The sequence below is a fragment of the Nocardia anaemiae NBRC 100462 genome, from assembly GCF_001612725.1.
GTDB lineage: Bacteria > Actinomycetota > Actinomycetes > Mycobacteriales > Mycobacteriaceae > Nocardia > Nocardia anaemiae.
Window position 1 is genome coordinate 26,782 of sequence record NZ_BDAZ01000081.1, and the last position, 18,518, is coordinate 45,299.

An 18,518-nucleotide genomic window follows, 5' to 3' on the forward strand; every position below is an offset into this window, starting at 1 on the left:
CATATCGGCGGGACCGCATCGGATCTCGCGGCAATGGCAGCGAGTTGTCCTGCCGCCGTTGGTCGTCCGGGTGATGCCTCGGACTGTGCGGCAATCACGGCGCGTGGCGACCGTCCCGCATGCGATGCCATGGGCACCTCGGTGGGCAGCGGGCATTGCGCGCCGCGAGCGGTCGTTGCCTCGAGACACCCAGAGGCGATGGGCGACGCCTCCGCGACACCCGGGTGTGCGGCCGAGACGATGGACAGCTCGGATCACCAAGATGCCGCAGCTTGTGGCGGTGATCGCGCCGCGGTCCCGCTGCAGCGCGACCGGCCATGTGCCACAGCCGATTCGGACGTTGCCGTCGGTGGCGGAAAGGCGAGGACAGGCCGAGCGATCGCCTCAGCGATTGGTGCTTCGGCAACGGGAACTGCGGGTGCGTCGGCGGGCCGTGATACGTATCCGGTCGCACTCGTGGTCAGCAGGGTGGATGCGGCAGGGTATGCCGGTGCGGGGGTAGGTGGCAGGGGTCGCTCGGGGCATGGGGTTGTGGATCTGGATGGTTGGGCTTCGGGGGGTTCGGAGTCGGCGGTTTCCAGTGGGGACGTTGATGAGCGTCGGTTGGCGTGGGCGTATTTGTCGCGGGTTGTTCAGGGGCCGTGTGCGGCGTTGTCGTCATTGATCGAATCGGTAGGAGTGGTGGAGGCGGCGCGGGCGGTGCGGGAGTGTGAGCTGCCGGAGTCGTTGCTCGCGCCGACCGCTCTGCGGCGCGATATCGATAGTGCGGCAAGCGATCTCGAGCGGATCGAGCGGCTCGGTGGGCGGTTGGTGACGCCGGACGATCCCGAGTGGCCTGCCTGGCGGATGCTCGGGCTGCGCCAACTCGAGCCCGGACGCGACCGTGACGGGGCGGTGCCGTTGGCGTTGTGGGTGCGCGGGCCTCGGTCGTTGTCGGAGTCGAGCGAGCGGGCGATCGCGGTGGTCGGGGCCCGATGCAGCAGCGGATATGGAGAGCATGTCACCGGGGAGATCGTCGGCGATCTCGCCGCCAAGGGCTGGACGATCGTCTCCGGTGCCGCATTCGGTATCGACGGTATGGCGCATCGAGCCGCCCTCGCCGTCGGTGCTCCGACGATTGCCGTCCTTGCGTGCGGCGTCGATCGCCCGTACCCGGCCCAGCATGAGCGACTGCTGGCCGAGATCGCCGAAACCGGTTTGGTGATCAGCGAATACCCGCCGGGCACGGTTGCCCACAAGAACCAATTCCTGGCCCGCAATCGCCTGATCGCGGCGCTGGCGGACGGCGTCCTCGTCGTAGAAGCCGGACTACGCAGCGGCGCTCGAAATACCGTCAAATGGGCCCGCCGCCTCGGTCGCCCGGCTCTCGCCATCCCCGGCCCGGTCACCGCCGCCGCCTCGGCGGGCTGTCACCGGATGATCCGCGAAGGCGAGGCCCTCCTGGTCACCCGCGCCGAAGAGGTCATCGATGAAGCAGGCCCACTACGCCTTTCACTACCGACCGCCCAGCCGTCCGACCCCAGTGACCGATTACAAGGCGACGAAGCATCGGTCTACGCTGTCCTCCCCGAAGTCGGCTCCCGCCAACCCCGCGCCATAGCCGAAAACTCCGGCCTGGACCTGCCCACCGTCCGCGCCATTCTCCCCGCCCTCGAACTCGCGGGCCTGGTCGGCATGGACGAAAACGGTTGGCACCGAACCGCAAATCCCCCGAGCCGATGAACGACTCACGCCCCGAGCCGACCCAGCTCGCTCGGCGACCGGGGCTTTCGCAACATGTATTCGTTCGTCGAGATGGAGTGACGCGTCAGAGCCATGGCTACGGCGGGGAAAGCGGCGGCGTTGCGGCGTGCTTACTTGCCAAGGGGGGTGGGGGCGGTGACGGTGGGGGGATGGAGTTGCCGGAGGATCTCGAGGCATTGCTGGCGGAGTATGAGCGGCATTTGCGGCTCGGGCGGAATCGGTCGGTGCACACGGCGCGGGCGTATGTGGGTGACGCGCGGTCGTTGCTGGGGCATTTGGTTGCGCGGTCGTCGGATTCGGCGGTGCGGGAAATGGATTTGGCATTGCTGCGGTCGTGGTTGGCGGCGCAGTCGGCCGGTGGGGCGGCGCGTACGACCATGGCGCGGCGGGCATCCTCGGCGAGGACGTTCACCGCGTGGTTGACCAGTACCGGGCGGCTGTCGATCGATCCGGGGTTGCGACTCGGGTCGCCGAAGGCGCATCGGGTGTTGCCTGCGGTACTCGGTACGCAGCAGGCGGTAGCGGCTATGGATGCGGCGGAATCCGGTGCGGTACAACGTGATCCGATGGCATTGCGGGATCGGCTGATCGTGGAGCTGCTGTACTCGACCGGCATTCGGGTGAGCGAGTTGTGCGGTCTGGATCTCGACGATATCGATCGGGAACGGCGGCTGGTCCGCGTTATCGGCAAGGGTAATAAGGAGCGCTCGGTGCCCTTCGGAGTTCCGGCCGACGAGGCGATCGCGAATTGGCTGCGATACGGCCGCCCCGCATTCGCAACAGCCGACTCCGGGCGCGCGCTGCTGCTCGGCCGTCGCGGCAAACGGCTCGATCAGCGTCAGGCCAGGACGGTTGTCCACGAGGTCGTTTCCGCAATTCCGGGCGCACCGGATATGGGTCCGCACGGCCTGCGCCATTCGGCCGCAACCCATCTGCTCGAGGGCGGGGCCGACCTGCGCGTGGTGCAGGAACTCCTCGGCCACGCCAGCATGGCAACCACCCAGCTCTACACCCACGTCTCCATCGAGCGCTTGAAAAAGGTGCACGACCAAGCCCACCCGCGTGCTTGACGGTCTCCAGATCGGCGGACGAGGATCAGCGCCCGATCTGAGCGAGGTGCGCTGCCCGGGCCGGAATCATCGGCAAGCCGTGCGAGGCCGTCAGGGCGCACGTGTCTCCGGGCGCAATCGGCTGAAATCGCCTGCCCGCTGGGTGCGGCTGTACCTCGCTGTGTGGGTGGCGCAGCAAAACAAGTGGTGTGCGAACTCGACATCGATTGTCTCCATCGCCCGTGGCCGAGGAGAATTTGAAACGCGTTCTCATGGCTGTAAGTGCTGTATCAATCACGGAATGGCCGCTATTCTGGTACAAGTTCTAGTTTGGAGGATTAGTGAACGCCGCACGTTTTGTCGACGGGTTCGAGGGCGGCGGCACATGCTGCACCACCACTTCGAGGTGGGTCCGATGAGTACTCATACGGTGCTGGGCAAAGAAGTGCGGATGCCGGTGCGGATTCGGCTTGCGCATGCCTTCATGGCGACCTATTCGGTACCGGCGGCTGCCACGCAGCGACTCATCGACTACTCCGGGCTGGAGATTCTGCGGCTGCCGGGCGGTCGCGCCATGTGCACGCTCGTTTTCGTCGACTACATCGATGGCGATCTGGGGCCGTATAACGAGTTCGGTGTGTCGTTCATGGTCCGCCACCACACTGCTGGGCCCGCAAGCACGCTCGGTGATCTGCGCGCGCTGTCCACCGGGGGCGCGGGTGTCTTCATCCATCGCCTCCCGGTCGACGGTGAATTCACCTTGGCCGCTGGACGCGGCATCTGGGGTTTCCCCAAGGAAATCGCCGATTTCGACGCGCAGCACGAGGGCGGCCTGCGACGTGGCGTACTCCATCAGAACAGGCAGTTGATCGTCGATCTCACCATCCGTCCCGGCCTCGCGGTCCCGCAGCGTCGCGGCGGCTCCTCCTTCGACGCGTACTCCCATATCGACGGGATCACCCGCTGCACGCAGTGGCAGATGGAGCCGTCCGGCATGCGTGCTCGCCCCGGTGGCGCCGAACTGTCCCTCGGCGAGCACGCCTGGGCCGACGAATTGCGCTCCCTCGGATTACCCAAGCGCGCACTCATGGCCTCGACCGTCGATCGGCTCGCGATGACCTTCCACGACGCCACCGCCCTCTGACCGGGCGCCCGCCTCCCGAGATCGTGATCTCCGTGACGACGACAACGCCGGTCGTTAACCTGACCTAGCGGAGCGTTCGCATGCGGCAGGAAACCGACCAGCGATGGAGAGGTGTCCGTGAATTCCGACGACGACCACGGTGTAGTGCGAACCTTCGGCACCGTCTCATCGACCGAACCGGCATCGCCCCGAGCGAGGGAATCCACGACCGGAGCCGAGGCGGCATGACCCTCCCCAACCCCGCCGAGGAATCCGCGGAGGGTGAAGAGGAGATCGATTACCGCTTCACCCTCGCCAACGAACGCACCTTCCTGGCCTGGATGCGTACCTCGCTCGGCCTACTCGCGGGCGGTGTCGCGGTGCACACGCTGGTGCAGCCGTTGCGGATGTCGGGGTTGCGTCGCACGCTCGCGATGAGCTGCATCGTGCTCGCGGTGATCATCGCGGTCGGCGCGTACGGACATTGGCGACGCGTCGGTCGGGCCATGCGAAACGGTGAACCGCTACCCGACACGATCATGGTGCCGATTCTGTCGGCAGGTATCGCCGTCGTGTCGGTATTCGCGTGCGTAGTGGTGTTGTTCCGATGACCGCCAAGAGTCTGGCGGCCGAACGCACCGCATTGGCGTGGCGGCGCACGGCCATTGCCGCGATGGTCGTCGCAGCGCTTTTCGTCAATCATGCCGCGAGCAACGGGTGGCGGGCCGTCGCCATCGCACCGACCGGCGCGGCGATCACCATGGCAGCCGTTGCGGCCCTGTCCTTTTCGCGCAATCGCGCCTTGCATCATGGACGCTACGGCCACGGCGGGGGAGCCATTGCCGCGACGGTGCTGGCGGTGCTGGCCGTCGCATGCGTCGCGGCCGCAATCGGGTTTACGGATCCACGGCCCTAATGCTTTGCGGGCCCGACATGTTCGGCTGACAAGCACAGGAGGATGGATATGAGCACAGCGACCGAGCCGAGCGAATTCATCGTCGCCGAGCAGCAACGAGCGGCTGCCACACTGCCCACCGATATGGACGACCTAGCGGATGCGGACCGCGGGTTCATCGCGGCACTCGAGCCCGGTGAGGTGCGCGCGTCGAACGGAAAGCTGGTGTGGGACAACGACTCCTACGCATTCCTGCAGGGCAGCTGCCCGGCCTCGGTCAATCCGAGCCTGTGGCGGCAGTCCGGTCTGGTCGTCAAGCAGGGACTGTACGAGGTCGCCGCGGGTATCTATCAGATTCGCGGGCTCGACCTTTCGAATATGACGCTGATCGAGGGCGACACCGGTGTGCTCGTGATCGATCCGCTGATCTCGGCCGAGACCGCAGCGGCGGGCCTGGCGCTCTATCGCGCGCACCGGGGCGATCGACCGGTGACCGGATTGATCTATACCCATTCCCACGCCGACCATTTCGGCGGTGCGATGGGTGTGACGACGGTCGACGATGTTGCCGCGGGCCGCTGCCCGGTGCTCGCACCGGCCGGATTCCTCGAGCATGCGGTTGCCGAAAACATCTATGCCGGAACGGCGATGGCGCGTCGGTCGGCCTATATGTACGGCGCGGTGCTGCCGCGAGGTCCGAAGGGGCAGGTCGGGGCCGGGCTCGGACAGACCACGTCACTCGGCACGGTCACCTTGATTCCACCGACAGTGGATATCACCACCACCGGTCAGGAAGAGACGGTCGACGGGATTCGGATCGTCTTCCAGCTCACCCCTGGTACCGAGGCGCCCGCCGAGATGAACTTCTACTTCCCGGATATGCGTGCGCTGTGCATGGCCGAAAACGCAACGCACACGATGCACAACCTGCTGACGCTGCGTGGCGCGCTGGTGCGTGACCCGCGGGTGTGGGCCAAGTATTTGACCGAGTCGATCAATCTGTTCGCCCGCAATTCCGATGTGGTCTTCGCCTCGCACCATTGGCCGACCTGGGGTACCGATCGGCTGGTGGAATACCTTTCGCTGCAACGGGACCTGTATGGATACCTGCACGACCAGACGGTGCGCAGGCTCAATCAGGGGTATCTCGGCAGTGAGATCGCGGAGATGCTGGAGTTGCCACCGGCCATCTGCGATGCGTGGCATACGCACGGGTACTACGGGTCGGTCAGCCACAATGTCAAGGCTATCTATCAGCGTTACATGGGGTGGTTCGACGGCAATCCTGCGCATCTGTGGGAGCATCCGCCGGTCGAATCCGCAAGACGCCATGTGGAATTCATGGGCGGTGCCGACGAGGTGCTGCGTAAGGCGCAAACCGCCTATGACGCAGGGGATTACCGCTGGGTCGCGCAGGTGGTCAACTACGTCATTTTCGCCGACCCGTCGAACGAGGCGGCGAAAGCATTGCAGGCCAAAACCTTCGAGCAGCTCGGCTATGGCGCGGAGAACGCTACCTGGCGCAACTTCTACCTCAGCGGCGCCTACGAGCTGCGCAACGGCTCATTCGGGACGCCGACGTCGACCAATGCGCCCACGATGCTCGAGGCCTTGACCATCGAGCAGATCTTCGATGCGATAGCGCTGCGCATCGACGGACCCAAGGCGTGGAATCTGCGCGTGATGATCGACTGGCACATTACCGATGAAAAACGCACCTACCGTCTCGAACTGCGCAACGGCCTGATGGTTCACTACGACAAGCCAGACGGCGCCGAGTTACCCGATCCTGACGCATCTTTCACTTTGACGAGGCCGATCCTGATTCGAGCCTTGTTGACAGGCGAGAATCTCGGCGCACTGGTCGCCGCGGGTGATATCGCCATTACCGGGAATCCCAGCAGGCTGAACGCGGTGGTCGGTGTGATCGACGCGCCGGACCCGAACTTCGCCATCGTCACTCCGTGAGATATCGCCGCGAGGGCGCTCGGCTAAATCGCTCGACCCCGTGATGTCCTGGCACGTATGGTCGGCGACCATGTCCACTGAAGCCATCGACAAGTCCGTACCTTTGCGCGAGCGCCTGCGCACGGCGCTGTCCGCCGCGATGAAGACCCGCGACCGCAGCGCGATCTCCGGACTGCGCTCGGCCCTCGGTGCCATCGATAACGCCGAAGCCATCGACACCGTGGACATCGAGGCCGGTGCCATCGAGACCAGCGCGGTCGGCCTCGGCGCCGCCGAAGCTCGCCGCCGCGATCTCACCGAGGCCGATATCGAACAGATCGTCCGCGCCGAAATCACCGACCGGCAGCAGGTCGCCGCCGAATACGACACTCTCGGCCGCTCCGAGCATGGCGACCTGTTGCGCGCCGAAGCCGCCGCGCTCGAGGCGCTGCTCTAGGTATCCGACGTCGGGCGCTCCTGCGCGTGCGGTGATGGTGCGGGACGCCCTCGCCGGTGGTCGTGCGCGCGTCATCGTCGCACGCGGTGTCCGTCGTCGGGCGTGCGGTGATGGTGCGGACGCCGTGGTTGCTGGTCGTGCGCGCGTCATAGTCGCACGCGGTGCCTGTCGTCGGGCGCTCTCGCGCGTGCCGTGACGGGTGTGGGCCGCTTGGTTGGCCGAGTGCGCGTCATCGTCGCACGTGGGAGCTGACGCCGAAAGCGCTCGCGCGTACCGAGATTGGAGCGGGCCTGGATGGTGGTTGAGATCCGACACACCGATACCCGACGTCGAAAGCTCTCCCGTGCGGGGGAGCGCGACACTGGTTGCCGCCGAGCAATTCATCGTCGCACCGCTTCGTATTGTCGCCCATCGAGGCAATCGTGCTGACCGGTCTGAATCTCGCACCTCGGCATACGACGGCGCGCTTGACTGGGTGCGCAGTGGAGTTGCGTACGGCGAATTCGGCCGTGCTGCAGTCGAATCCGCTGTCCGAGCCGGGCGCTATGCGGCTCTGGTGCCACGTCCGGATTGCTTGCCGCGCTATCCGCTTCCGGCAGCTCGCCGAGCGTAGTCATATGGCGTTCGAACTCATTGTGGGCGATCACCATTCGGCTACCTTCGACGGAACCCGGAACCCGGAACCCGGAACCCGGAACCCGCGGCACGGCGCACGAGCAGCGATACGGCAGAAGCTACCTGGACACACAGAACTAGGTGGAGGTCGGGAGCGTATCGATGTACTTTCCGGCGATGATGCGCTGGATTGTTCGAACCACGGGGCCGCCGAGCCGGACGTACCAGGCCCCGGGGCGGGAGAAGGCCGTGACCATGCCGTAGACGGAGTCATCGGTGGGGTCGTATTCGACGGCGAACAGTTCCTCGCCGATTTCCGGATGTCCGGGCAGCGTGCCGTAGGCGAAGCCGCGCCGGTCGGGTTCGGCGAGGACATACACGATCCGACACGGTGCGGTGATGCCGACCGGACCGATGCCCAACCGCACCGTCAGCCGTGTCCCCGGCTCCGCGGTCGGTGTGTCTGCCTCCCGAAAGATGCCGGTGCCCTTCTGCATTCGATACGCCAGGATCTCCGCACCCGCGCGCTCGAACAGCGCCCGCCCGGATCCGATGCGGCGGCGCAGTCGAAACTGGTGATATCCCGCAGGCAGCACCTCCCTGGTCGCGCCGACCTCGGTATAGGTGAACGGCGGATCCCCAAGCGCGTATCCCATAACCCGATCCTCGTCCCGGATCCGTCACGACGGAAGAGCATCCTCCGAAGCTCCTGCTCGGCCGCGGATTCATGTCACCGGTTTCAGTCGTAGTGGAGTTGGGTGCAGTAGTCCGAGTGGATCGATGTACTCACGTCGGCTGTGCCCGCTCGCATCTCGTCTCGCACCCCAATGCAGGCACGCCGCAGCTGCGCAACCCTCATGTCCCGCCGCCAAGTTGCCGATTCGCGTTCCGCGTGCAACCCGCAGGCCCACCGAAACCTCTGCTTGTACCGGCTCGTACGTGGTTCGGAGCCCACCGGGGTGATCGATCGATACAACCGGTTTGCCTGCGACCGTTCCGGCGAATACCACAATTCCGTCTCCGGCCGCGAAGACCGCTTGCCCGGGCGCGCCTGCCAGATCGACCCCGCGATGCCCGGGTAGCCAGTCCTGCGCCGGTTTGTCGAATTGCCGCACGACCGCGGGTTGTGGTTGCAGCGGCCAGCTGAACTCCCCGTGCGGAGCAGCCGAACCAGACTGTTCCGCAGCGAGTTCCAGCAGAGCGATGACGCCCAGGACGATCGAAATCAGTCGCCGACGATAGCGCCCGTCGACCCTATCGAGGCGAGTCATCCGAGATCAGCGCAGCAACGGGAGCGGAGCCTGCTGAACCAGGTCCAGCAGCCGCGACAGCAGATCACCGAAAACCCGCGGCAACGAACTCGCCGATCCTGACCCGCCGACACGGGCGATGTCGGTGGCGAGCGGTGCAACCCGGAGCGGATCCGGCACCCGCGCCAGCCCATTGCCTGGCCGCGGAGTCGAACAAGCCGAACCCGTGCACTCCCCGAACACGACTTCCGATCCAGGGGCAGCGCCATCAGGCCCGGCGGGTGCCAGCGGACCCCATGGCAGCGCCACAGCAGCCCCGCCATTCGGCGGTGCGGCCGAAACCGGCTGTGCCAGAGCGAGTGACAGCAGGAACAACGGTGGGATGAGCATCGTCATCGAGATTGCTATGCGATTCATGCTTCAAGCGTCGGTCGCGCGCGGCACCCGCAGTACCCTCGCTTCGGCGAGTGTGGACAACTTGCTTAGTTGTGGAGATTGCTCGTTTCGACCCATGACAGGGCGATTTAGGAACTCACCCGCTCAGCCCGTAGACTGGTCGAGCGGTCTGTGCCTGCACGGACCGACTTCGCGCGCCACCCCGTGCTTGTTCGTAACGGCGCTGTTCGAACCGGAGCTCGACTCCGTGGATCGGCAGTGCATGCGGAGCAGGGAATCATCGGCTGGTCCTGATCCTCGTGATCGGGTCCGATGATTCGGAGGCGCCAGGGCGGCGGATCACCGATTCGCCGCGGCAACCGGCAACGAAAGAGAGATACGCCCACCATGGCTGTCGTAACAATGAAGCAGCTGCTCGACAGCGGCGCACACTTCGGACACCAGACCCGGCGCTGGAACCCGAAGATGAAGCGGTTCATCTTCACCGACCGCAACGGCATCTACATCATCGACCTGCAGCAGACGCTGACATACATCGACAAGGCCTACGAGTTCGTCAAGGAGACCGTCGCCCACGGTGGCACCGTCCTCTTCGTCGGCACCAAGAAGCAGGCCCAGGAGTCGATCGCGGCCGAGGCGACTCGCGTCGGGATGCCCTACGTCAACCAGCGTTGGCTGGGTGGCATGCTCACCAACTTCTCCACCGTGCACAAGCGCCTGCAGCGCCTCAAGGAGCTCGAGGCGATGGAGCAGACCGGTGGCTTCGAGGGTCGCACCAAGAAGGAAATCCTCATGCTCACGCGTGAGATGAACAAGCTGGAGCGCACCCTCGGCGGTATCCGCGATATGGCCAAGGTGCCCTCGGCCATCTGGGTCGTCGACACCAACAAGGAGCACATCGCCGTCGGCGAGGCGCGCAAGCTGAACATCCCGGTCATCGCGATCCTGGACACCAACTGCGATCCCGATCTGGTCGACTACCCGATCCCGGGTAACGACGACGCGATCCGTTCCGCCGCTCTGCTGACCAAGGTCGTCGCCTCCGCGGTGGCCGAGGGCGTGCAGGCGCGGGCCGGTATCTCCTCCGGTGACGAGAAGCCGGAAGCCGGAGCGGGCGAGCCGCTCGCCGAGTGGGAGCAGGAGCTGCTCGCGCAGGCTGCCCCCGCCGCGTCCGAGGCCGAGGCCGAGGCTGCCGCCGAGGCCCCCGCCACCCCGGCCGACGCCTGATCGTCGCAGTGCTCGACGGCGATGGCGGCGGGGGCCTGCGTGGTTACGCAAGCTACTGCCTGCGGCCCCGTCGCCGTCATCGCGGAGCGTCTGTTCACCTTGCCGACCTCTCCTGCACAGGAGCGGTCGGCAAGGTGGTGTTACCACCCGAAACAACACACAGGAGGATCGCCACCCATGGCGACATACACCGCCGCTGACGTGAAGCGGCTGCGGGAGCTCACCGGCTCCGGGATGATGGACTGCAAGAACGCGCTGGTCGAGACCGACGGCGATTTCGACAAGGCCGTCGAGGTGCTGCGCATCAAGGGTGCCAAGGATGTTGGCAAGCGCGCCGAGCGCGCCACCGCCGAGGGTCTGGTCGCCGCCAAGGACGGCGTGCTGATCGAGATCAACTCCGAGACCGACTTCGTCGCCAAGAACGCCGAATTCCAGGGTCTGGCGGACAAGATCGTGACCGCCGCCGCGGCCGCCAAGCCCGCCGATCTGGACGCCCTCAAGGCGTTGGACCTGGGCGGTCAGACCGCCGATGACGCGCTGCAGGCGCTGGCCGCCAAGATCGGCGAGAAGCTCGAGCTGCGTCGGGTCGCGTCCTTCGACGGCCCTGTCGCCGTCTACCTGCACAAGCGTGCCACCGACCTGCCGCCCGCCGTCGGCGTGCTGGTCGAGTACCAGGGCGAGGGCGACGCCGCCGCCGAGGCCGCGCGTGCGGTCGGCATGCAGGTCGCCGCGCTCAAGGCCAAGTACCTGACCCGCGAAGATGTTCCGGCCGACGTGGTGGAGAACGAGCGCCGCATCGCCGAGCAGACCGCCAAGGAAGAAGGCAAGCCCGAGGCCGCGCTGCCGAAGATCACCGAGGGCCGCGTCAACGGCTTCTTCAAGGACGTGGTCCTGCTGGAGCAGGCGTCGGTCACCGATTCGAAGAAGACCGTCAAGGCGCTGCTGGACGAGGCCGGTGTCACCGTGACCCGCTTCGCCCGCTTCGAGGTCGGCCAGGCCTGATAACGACCGTGAAACCCCTCGTGCTCCGGCTACGGTGTACGAGGGGTTTCGGCTGTCCGGACGTTGTCCGTTCATCCGCAATTCCCGAGCCTGACCGGGCGAGTTCGTTGCGTCCGAGGGGGTCTTCTACCTACATCGAATCCGAGTAGGGCAGGATAAGGGCGCTCCGGTATTGAGCCTCCGCGTTGCCATCCGGCCCACGTGCTGTGTCGACAGACCGAAATCTATCGCCGAAGGAGACGAACACCCATGACGGACCCCGGGACCGACCGCCCAGGATATCGCCGGGTGCTCCTCAAATTGGGCGGGGAGATGTTCGGCGGCGGCAAGGTCGGGCTCGACCCCGATGTGGTGCAGACGGTCGCGGAGCAGATCGCCGAGGTCGTCTCCAGCGGTGTCCAGGTGGCCGTGGTGATCGGCGGCGGCAATTTCTTCCGTGGCGCCGAACTCGAGGAGCGCGGTATGGAACGCGCCCGCTCGGACTATATGGGCATGCTCGGCACCGTGATGAACAGCCTTGCGCTGCAAGACTTTTTACAGCAGCAGGGCATCGACACCCGGGTGCAGACCGCGATCACCATGGGCCAGGTCGCCGAGCCGTATCTGCCACTGCGCGCCAAGCGGCATCTGGAGAAGGGCCGTGTTGTCATCTTCGGTGCGGGTATGGGCATGCCCTACTTCTCCACCGACACCACCGCCGCCCAGCGCGCGCTGGAGATCGGCGCCGATGTGGTGCTGATGGCCAAGGCCGTCGACGGCGTCTTCACCGCGGATCCCAGGGTCGACGAGAGCGCCACCATGTACACCGAGATCACGCATAAAGAGGTGATCGAGCGTGACCTGAAGGTCGCCGACGCGACGGCCTTCAGCCTGTGTATGGACAACCAGATGCCCATCCTGGTGTTCAATTTGTTGACGAAGGGCAATATCGCCCGTGCGGTCGCCGGTGAGAAGATCGGCACATTGGTTCGGTCCTGACCCCGCGCCCGCGGATCATGACGATGACGACGCTGTGGAGGAAACGGTCGTGATTGAAGAAGCGCTCTTCGACGCCGAGGAGAAGATGGAGAAGGCCGTCTCGGTGGCGAAGGACGATCTCGGGTCCATCCGTACCGGTCGAGCGAATCCGGGTATGTTCCAGCGGATTGTCATCGACTACTACGGTTCGCCGACCCCGATTACGCAGGTGTCGAGCATTACCGTGCCCGAGCCGCGGATGGTGGTGATCAAGCCGTACGAGCAGTCGACGCTCGGCGCGATCGAAACCGCGATCCGCAATTCGGATCTCGGTGTCAACCCGACCAACAACGGTGACATCATTCGGATCTCGGTCCCGCAGCTCACCGAGGAGCGGCGCCGTGAACTGGCCAAGCAGGCCAAGGGCAAGGGCGAGGACGCCAAGGTCTCGATTCGAAATGTCCGCCGCAAGGCCATGGACGAACTGTCGCGGATCCAGAAGGATGGCGAGGCGGGTGAGGACGAGGTCGGGCGCGCCGAGAAGGAGCTCGACAAGACCACCGCGAAATATGTCGGCCAGGTCGATGAACTGGTCAAGCACAAGGAAGCTGAACTGCTCGAGGTCTGAGGTCCGAGGCCGGATCTTTCGGGCCCGCCCGGGCGGGGGACGAACGGAACGACGAGTTGAGCGACGGGACAATCGTGGCCGAGAACGCCGCCGCGACCGGTGCGGCCGAGGAGCCGACACCGGCCAACGGCACAGTTGATGCGACGGACGGGCGCGCGGTCAATGCCGCGATTCCCGAAGTCGCACCTCCTGAACCCGTGCGCACCGAGTCCGCGACGCCCGATGCGCGTCGGGGATCTTCGACGCCGGTGGCGGCGACCGGGCGGCCCGCGACTCCGGCGGATGTGACCGCCGTACCCTCAGGACAGACGACACCCGAACCCCCGAGCGGTGGACCTGCGGCAGCCGGAGTCGCGACACCCGGCCCTGCGACAGTTGGAGACGCGACACCAGGTCCTGCGACTGGTGGATTTGTGACACCCAGCCCTGCGACTGGTGGATATGTGACACCCGGTCCCGCGAGCGGTGGACCCGCGACATCCGGACCCGCCACCGACGGCTCCGCGACCGACGGCCCGGCGAGCGGTAGCCCCGCGACCGACGGCCCGGCGAGCGGTGGCCCCGCGACCGACGGACCCGCGACTTCAGAACCCGCAACTAGTGATCCCGCGACCCGAGGGCTCGCGAGCGGTGCGCCCTCGACCTGGGGACCGGCGACGCCGGGCTCCGAAAGCGACCGATCGGCGACCCAGGAATCTTCGACCGCCCCGATGAATCCCGCCGTCCCGCAAGCGAACTCGGAGGAACCGGCGACTCCCGCCTCCCGCGCTGGCCGCAATCTGCCCGCCGCCTTGGCGGTCGGCTTCGGCCTCGGTCTCTCGCTCATCGCGATCCTGCTGTTCGTGCCGAAGGTATTCATCGGCGTCGCGGCCGCCGGAGTCGGTGTCGCCACCTGGGAGGTCGCCAAGCGGCTGCGGGAGGCGGATGTCCTTGTCCCGAGGATCCCGCTCATCGTCGGTGGTCAGGCGGTGTTCTGGCTCGGCTGGCCGTGGGGGGCCAGCGGCGTGGCGGGTGCTTTCGCCGCGACCACGCTGATCTGTATGGTGTGGCGGCTTTTCGATCACGGCTTGCAGACCGCGCCGCGAAACTTCTTGCGCGACACCGCGATCACCATCTTCACCCTGGCCTGGATCCCGCTGCTCGCTTCGTTCGCGACGCTGCTGCTGCTCGAGCCCGACGGCAATCTGCGGGTGCTGACCTTCATGATCCTGGTGGTCTGCTCCGATGTCGGCGGTTACGTCGCGGGTGTGCTGTTCGGGCGGCATCCGATGGTGCCCGCGATCAGCCCGAAGAAGTCCTGGGAGGGCTTCTGCGGTTCGCTGGTGTTCAGCGTGATCGGCGGTCTGCTGACGGTCACCCTGCTGTTGGACGCCAATTCGATGATCGGCGTGGTGCTCGGCGTCGGCCTGGTGCTCGTCGCGACCGTGGGCGATCTGATCGAATCCCAGGTCAAGCGGGAATTGGGCATCAAGGATATGGGCACGCTGCTGCCCGGCCACGGCGGCATCATGGACCGTCTCGACTCGATGCTGCCGTCGGCTTTCGTGTCCTGGTTGGTGCTGTCCACCTTGATCTGAGGTCATCTCAGCGCCCGTGCGGAATCTGCGGATCGCCGCGAAAAATAATGCACCTATCGCTTCGCGGCTCGCCGCAGCTGAATGATGCGCACCCCGCCGACCAGCGCCATCACCAGCGCGCCCGCGATCACCGACAGCAGCACCAGGATTCCGACCGGCAGGGAGAAGTCCCAGAAGAACAGATCGACCCGCTGCTGTTCGAGATTCTGCAGGATGAAGATCAGGACCACCATCCCGATCAGCGCGGCGGCCACCAAGGCGACCCAGGTGTCGCCGGTGCGTGACTTCGCGACTGACTTGCGGCCGTTCGGCTCGACGATTTGGCGCTCGGTCGGCTGCACGGTCTGGCGCTCGATCGGCTCCTGCGTCTCGCGGCCGGTCGACGCCGGAGGTGTGACCTCCCCGGTGCGCTCCGGCTCGGGCGACTCGGCATGGCTGGTCATACTCCGATCATTGCCGATCGCTATCGTCGATGCAGGCGTTTGGGTACGGTGACCGGCATGTCGTGATCTGGCCGCAGGGCGGCCGTTCGTTCGATCGAGCGTGACCTTCGTCGCGTCGGAGGTTGTGATGGTTACCTTCGGTCAGAGCCACTAGCGGGAGATGGGACACTGGAGACACTATGACCGTCTCCCTGCCCCTCGTCTTCGATGCTCCGCGCCGTGGCATGCCGCCGCGGCACCTCGCCGACCTCGATGCCGACGGGCGCAAGGCCGCGGTCGAGGAACTCGGTTTGCCCAAGTTCCGTGCCGATCAAATCGCGCGCCAGTACTACGGCAGGTTGCAGGCCGATCCGGACCAGATGACCGACCTGCCCGCCGCGGTGCGCGAAAAGATCGGCGCGGCACTGTTCCCGCCGTTGATGTCGGTGGTCAAGCATGTCGCCTGTGACGGCGGCGAGACGCGAAAGACCCTGTGGCGCGCGGGCGATGGCACCTTGCTCGAGAGCGTGCTGATGCGCTATCCGGACCGCGCCACCCTGTGCATCTCCAGCCAGGCGGGCTGCGGGATGGCGTGCCCGTTCTGTGCCACCGGCCAGGGCGGCCTCAATCGCAATCTCTCCACCGCCGAGATCGTCGACCAGGTTCGTGCCGCGGCCGCCGCCATGCGTGATGGCGAGGTCTCCGGCGGTCCTGGCCGCCTGTCCAACATTGTCTTCATGGGCATGGGTGAGCCGCTGGCCAACTACAAGCGGGTGGTCGCCGCGGTTCGTCGCATCACCTCACCCGCGCCCGACGGCTTCGGTATTTCTCAGCGCAACGTGGTCGTTTCCACGGTCGGCTTGGCTCCGGCCATTCGTAAGCTCGCCGACGAGGACCTCTCGGTCACCCTCGCGGTATCGCTGCACACCCCCGATGACGAACTGCGCGACACTCTGGTGCCGGTGAACAACCGCTGGCCGGTCGCCGAGGTCCTCGATGCCGCCCGCTACTACGCCGACAAGAGCGGCCGTCGAGTGTCCATCGAGTACGCGCTGATCCGCGATATCAACGACCAGCCGTGGCGTGCCGATATGCTCGGCGCCAAGCTGCACAAGGCGCTCGGCTCCCGCGTGCACGTCAATGTCATCCCGCTGAACCCGACGCCGGGCAGCAAGTGGGATGCCAGCCCGAAACCCGTTGAGCAGGAATTTGTTCGGCGCGTCAACGCGCAGGGTGTTCCGTGCACGGTGCGTGATACCCGTGGTCAGGAGATCGCAGCCGCCTGCGGGCAGTTGGCCGCAGAAGGCTAGGCTGTTCCTCGCGGTCTCGAGCGGAACAGCCTAGCCTTGGAACCGGATCTTATTGGGGCGCAAGGCAATAGGATCACGCCTGTGATTGTCGGAGTTCTTTGCGTCGTTCCGTGATGAGAGTTGCCAGGTGGCGGGTGGTTTTGTCGTCGAAGCCGATTTCTGCGACCCGGTTGGTCCACGATTCCGATGCGTCGACGATCCGTGCCAGGCTGCGGTTGATGGCCCGCGTGGTGACACCGAGGCGGGTGGCCGCTTCCGCCCACCAGCGGTACGCGAGTTTTGCGTCGCGTCCGTATAGCGAAATGGCCATGGGGTCCTGCCAGCCCAGGTAAGGCTGGGTGCAGAGCAGGTCGTAGGCGGGGGTGACTTCCCAGATGCCGTCGGAATTCTGGCGGATCGACAGGTTCTTGCCGTGCAGGTCGCCGTTGCCGATGAGGTAGCTGAATGCCGCGATTTCGAGCATTTGCAGGGTGGCGAGGCGAGATGAGCCACGGCCCATGGTGACGGCGTCGGCAAGGGCTTCGATGGCTTCCTGCAAGGTGATCCGATACTTGGCGGCGGGGTATCGGCCCAGGATCTGGCAGGCATCCTCTTGGGCGAGGCGGCGAATCTCGCCATGCTCGAGTGTGCGGTCGAACCGGTTGATGAACAGTGCTGTATGACCGTTTGCGTCGGTGGCGAGCTGATGGTCAGGAACTCGGATCCCGCACGCGTCGGCCATGTCGAGAAAGAAGTTCTCGTTCTCGACCATGAGCGGGTATTCCGGCGGATTGAGTTTGAGAATGGCCGGGCCGCCCGTGGTGGAAATCGGAGTCGAAATCATTTGTGCGGAGACCTTGATCTGGACTCCGGGTAGCGCGGTGCGGTCGAGGGCGCTGCCGTCGGCGGAGGTGGCGCGAGTGAACAGTGTCGTGAAATCCGCGGTGGTGGCGTCGGTCTGGTCGAACAATGGTGGTGGGTCGGTGTGTGCTGTTCCGGCGGGCAGCACTTGGACGTCGCCAATGGTGTCGGCGCCGACTGCCAGCAGAATGCTGAAGTGGTCGTCCTCGCTGGTTCGGGCAGCCGTCGTGATTGCCGTCAGGCGCAGTCCTTCGGGCAGCAACCCGGCGAAGAACGCCGGGACCGAGCCTCCGGTCGCCCGAGCCATCCGTGCCGGTTTCGGCAAGCTGAACGCAAGCGGTGGTGTAGTCGGGTCGTCGAGGTAGGGCTCGGCATAGGTGAACACGACATCATCGCGTTCGCGGCGCAATTGTCCGGCCAGCCGACCAGCCTTGTAGACATCGGCTTCGGTGACAGTGCGAAGTTCGGTGAGGTCGCGGGGTTCGGTCACTGGTGATCGGCCTTCGCGGTGCGCAGCTCGACGACGCTGCCGGTTAAGGCGCGAGCATCCGTGTGCGGCATGCTGACCAGCGTCAGTCCGAGGGCGTCCAGGATCCGCAGGGTGATCGCGAGGGTTGGTGATGTTTGCCCGGTCTCCAGGGTGCGCACCGAGGAAATCCCGACATCGGCTAGGTCGGCAAGATCGAGTTGAGTCAGACCGAGGGTGCGCCGCCGCTCTGCGATGAAGGCTGCGAAGGATGCGAGCGGACCAGTCTCGTCCCGAGATCGCCGACGGGGTTTCCGCCGTGTCACCAGGCCCTCCTATCGTTGCCATCGCAGCGTTAACGACCACACTTGCGAGGTCGATCGAGCTAGCCACCGACGGCGGGTCATTAACAACGCTATAGCAACGATAGCACCGGTCTTATCCAGGTATATACAGTGAAGTGCATCTAATCGTTGCGATCGCAACGGTAAGGTGCGAAGGTTAGCGGCTTTCGGCGTTCCAGCCCGAGCAGAGCAGGTCGAGGGATTCGATGCGGTCCGTCGCGGTGGCGAAGACGTGCTGTTGGCGATCCGGGCGCCCTCGGTGCAATCCTT

General features: G+C 65.7%; 19 protein-coding genes. 13 read left to right on the forward strand and 6 right to left on the reverse strand.

Annotation, left to right across the window (positions count from 1 at the left end; all coding sequences use genetic code 11):
* The first annotated feature begins 537 nt into the window (after positions 1-537).
* From dprA to NA5_RS35695, 7 genes are all read left to right on the forward strand, one after another.
* Complete coding sequence (gene dprA, locus NA5_RS35665; protein ID WP_218020236.1) at positions 538-1,722, forward strand: DNA-processing protein DprA; 1,185 nt, start codon at positions 538-540, stop codon at positions 1,720-1,722.
* Positions 1,723-1,892: 170 nt separating this feature from the next.
* The gene (locus NA5_RS35670; protein ID WP_062993447.1) at positions 1,893-2,813 is read left to right on the forward strand and encodes a tyrosine recombinase XerC; all 921 of its coding nucleotides are present in this window, start codon (positions 1,893-1,895) and stop codon (positions 2,811-2,813) included.
* Positions 2,814-3,207: 394 nt separating this feature from the next.
* Positions 3,208-3,936, forward strand: coding sequence for an acetoacetate decarboxylase family protein (locus NA5_RS35675; protein ID WP_062993459.1), 729 nt, complete (start codon positions 3,208-3,210; stop codon positions 3,934-3,936).
* Between the two features lie 224 nt (positions 3,937-4,160).
* Positions 4,161-4,526: a YidH family protein gene (locus NA5_RS35680; RefSeq protein WP_062993448.1), complete on the forward strand. Its 366-nt coding sequence runs from the start codon at positions 4,161-4,163 to the stop codon at positions 4,524-4,526.
* Complete coding sequence (locus NA5_RS35685; RefSeq protein WP_062993449.1) at positions 4,523-4,831, forward strand: DUF202 domain-containing protein; 309 nt, start codon at positions 4,523-4,525, stop codon at positions 4,829-4,831. The genes NA5_RS35680 and NA5_RS35685 overlap by 4 nt, the downstream gene beginning before the upstream one ends.
* 48 nt (positions 4,832-4,879) lie before the next feature.
* A complete protein-coding gene (locus NA5_RS35690) occupies positions 4,880-6,778 on the forward strand; it encodes an alkyl/aryl-sulfatase (protein ID WP_062993460.1) in 1,899 nt (632 codons plus the stop codon).
* Positions 6,779-6,848: 70 nt separating this feature from the next.
* Positions 6,849-7,214: a GatB/YqeY domain-containing protein gene (locus NA5_RS35695; protein WP_062993461.1), complete on the forward strand. Its 366-nt coding sequence runs from the start codon at positions 6,849-6,851 to the stop codon at positions 7,212-7,214.
* Between the two features lie 752 nt (positions 7,215-7,966).
* Here the strand turns inward: NA5_RS35695 and NA5_RS35700 are convergent.
* The 3 genes from NA5_RS35700 to NA5_RS40975 form a co-directional block, all read right to left on the reverse strand.
* The gene (locus NA5_RS35700) at positions 7,967-8,485 is read right to left on the reverse strand and encodes a DUF1990 domain-containing protein (RefSeq protein ID WP_062993450.1); all 519 of its coding nucleotides are present in this window, start codon (positions 8,483-8,485) and stop codon (positions 7,967-7,969) included.
* A gap of 69 nt (positions 8,486-8,554) precedes the next feature.
* The gene (locus tag NA5_RS35705; protein ID WP_084484671.1) at positions 8,555-9,100 is read right to left on the reverse strand and encodes a M23 family metallopeptidase; all 546 of its coding nucleotides are present in this window, start codon (positions 9,098-9,100) and stop codon (positions 8,555-8,557) included.
* Positions 9,101-9,106: 6 nt separating this feature from the next.
* Positions 9,107-9,496: a hypothetical protein gene (locus tag NA5_RS40975; RefSeq protein WP_157110828.1), complete on the reverse strand. Its 390-nt coding sequence runs from the start codon at positions 9,494-9,496 to the stop codon at positions 9,107-9,109.
* Between the two features lie 366 nt (positions 9,497-9,862).
* On the opposite strand from NA5_RS40975, the gene rpsB reads away from it, so the two are divergent.
* The 5 genes from rpsB to NA5_RS35730 all read left to right on the forward strand — a co-directional run bounded on the left by rpsB (position 9,863) and on the right by NA5_RS35730 (position 14,866).
* Positions 9,863-10,702: a 30S ribosomal protein S2 gene (gene rpsB, locus NA5_RS35710; RefSeq protein ID WP_062993451.1), complete on the forward strand. Its 840-nt coding sequence runs from the start codon at positions 9,863-9,865 to the stop codon at positions 10,700-10,702.
* A gap of 177 nt (positions 10,703-10,879) precedes the next feature.
* A complete protein-coding gene (gene tsf / locus NA5_RS35715; protein ID WP_062993452.1) occupies positions 10,880-11,704 on the forward strand; it encodes a translation elongation factor Ts in 825 nt (274 codons plus the stop codon).
* Positions 11,705-11,953: 249 nt separating this feature from the next.
* On the forward strand, positions 11,954-12,682 hold the full coding sequence (gene pyrH, locus NA5_RS35720; protein ID WP_062993453.1) for a UMP kinase: 729 nt from the start codon (positions 11,954-11,956) through the stop codon (positions 12,680-12,682).
* 49 nt (positions 12,683-12,731) lie between these two features.
* Entirely contained in the window at positions 12,732-13,289 is a 558-nt protein-coding gene (frr, locus tag NA5_RS35725) for a ribosome recycling factor (RefSeq protein WP_040693344.1), read from the forward strand.
* A gap of 710 nt (positions 13,290-13,999) precedes the next feature.
* Positions 14,000-14,866 (forward strand): phosphatidate cytidylyltransferase, encoded by an 867-nt coding sequence (locus NA5_RS35730; protein ID WP_062993454.1) that lies wholly within the window; start codon positions 14,000-14,002, stop codon positions 14,864-14,866.
* A 53-nt stretch (positions 14,867-14,919) separates the two neighbouring features.
* Here the strand turns inward: NA5_RS35730 and NA5_RS35735 are convergent, their stop codons facing one another.
* Positions 14,920-15,309 (reverse strand): LapA family protein, encoded by a 390-nt coding sequence (locus NA5_RS35735; RefSeq protein WP_084484672.1) that lies wholly within the window; start codon positions 15,307-15,309, stop codon positions 14,920-14,922.
* A 179-nt stretch (positions 15,310-15,488) separates the two neighbouring features.
* Here NA5_RS35735 and rlmN point away from each other — a divergent pair, with 179 nt between their 5' ends.
* Positions 15,489-16,598: a dual-specificity RNA methyltransferase RlmN gene (gene rlmN, locus NA5_RS35740; RefSeq protein ID WP_062993455.1), complete on the forward strand. Its 1,110-nt coding sequence runs from the start codon at positions 15,489-15,491 to the stop codon at positions 16,596-16,598.
* A gap of 73 nt (positions 16,599-16,671) precedes the next feature.
* On the opposite strand, the gene NA5_RS35745 is transcribed toward rlmN, so the two are convergent.
* Together NA5_RS35745 and NA5_RS38895 are read right to left on the reverse strand one after the other, a co-directional pair.
* Positions 16,672-17,928, reverse strand: a complete 1,257-nt coding sequence (locus NA5_RS35745) for a type II toxin-antitoxin system HipA family toxin (protein ID WP_062993456.1) — start codon at positions 17,926-17,928, stop codon at positions 16,672-16,674.
* Positions 17,925-18,230, reverse strand: a complete 306-nt coding sequence (locus tag NA5_RS38895; RefSeq protein WP_063813790.1) for a helix-turn-helix domain-containing protein — start codon at positions 18,228-18,230, stop codon at positions 17,925-17,927. Before NA5_RS38895 ends, NA5_RS35745 begins: the two co-directional genes overlap by 4 nt.
* Positions 18,231-18,518 lie beyond the last annotated feature (288 nt).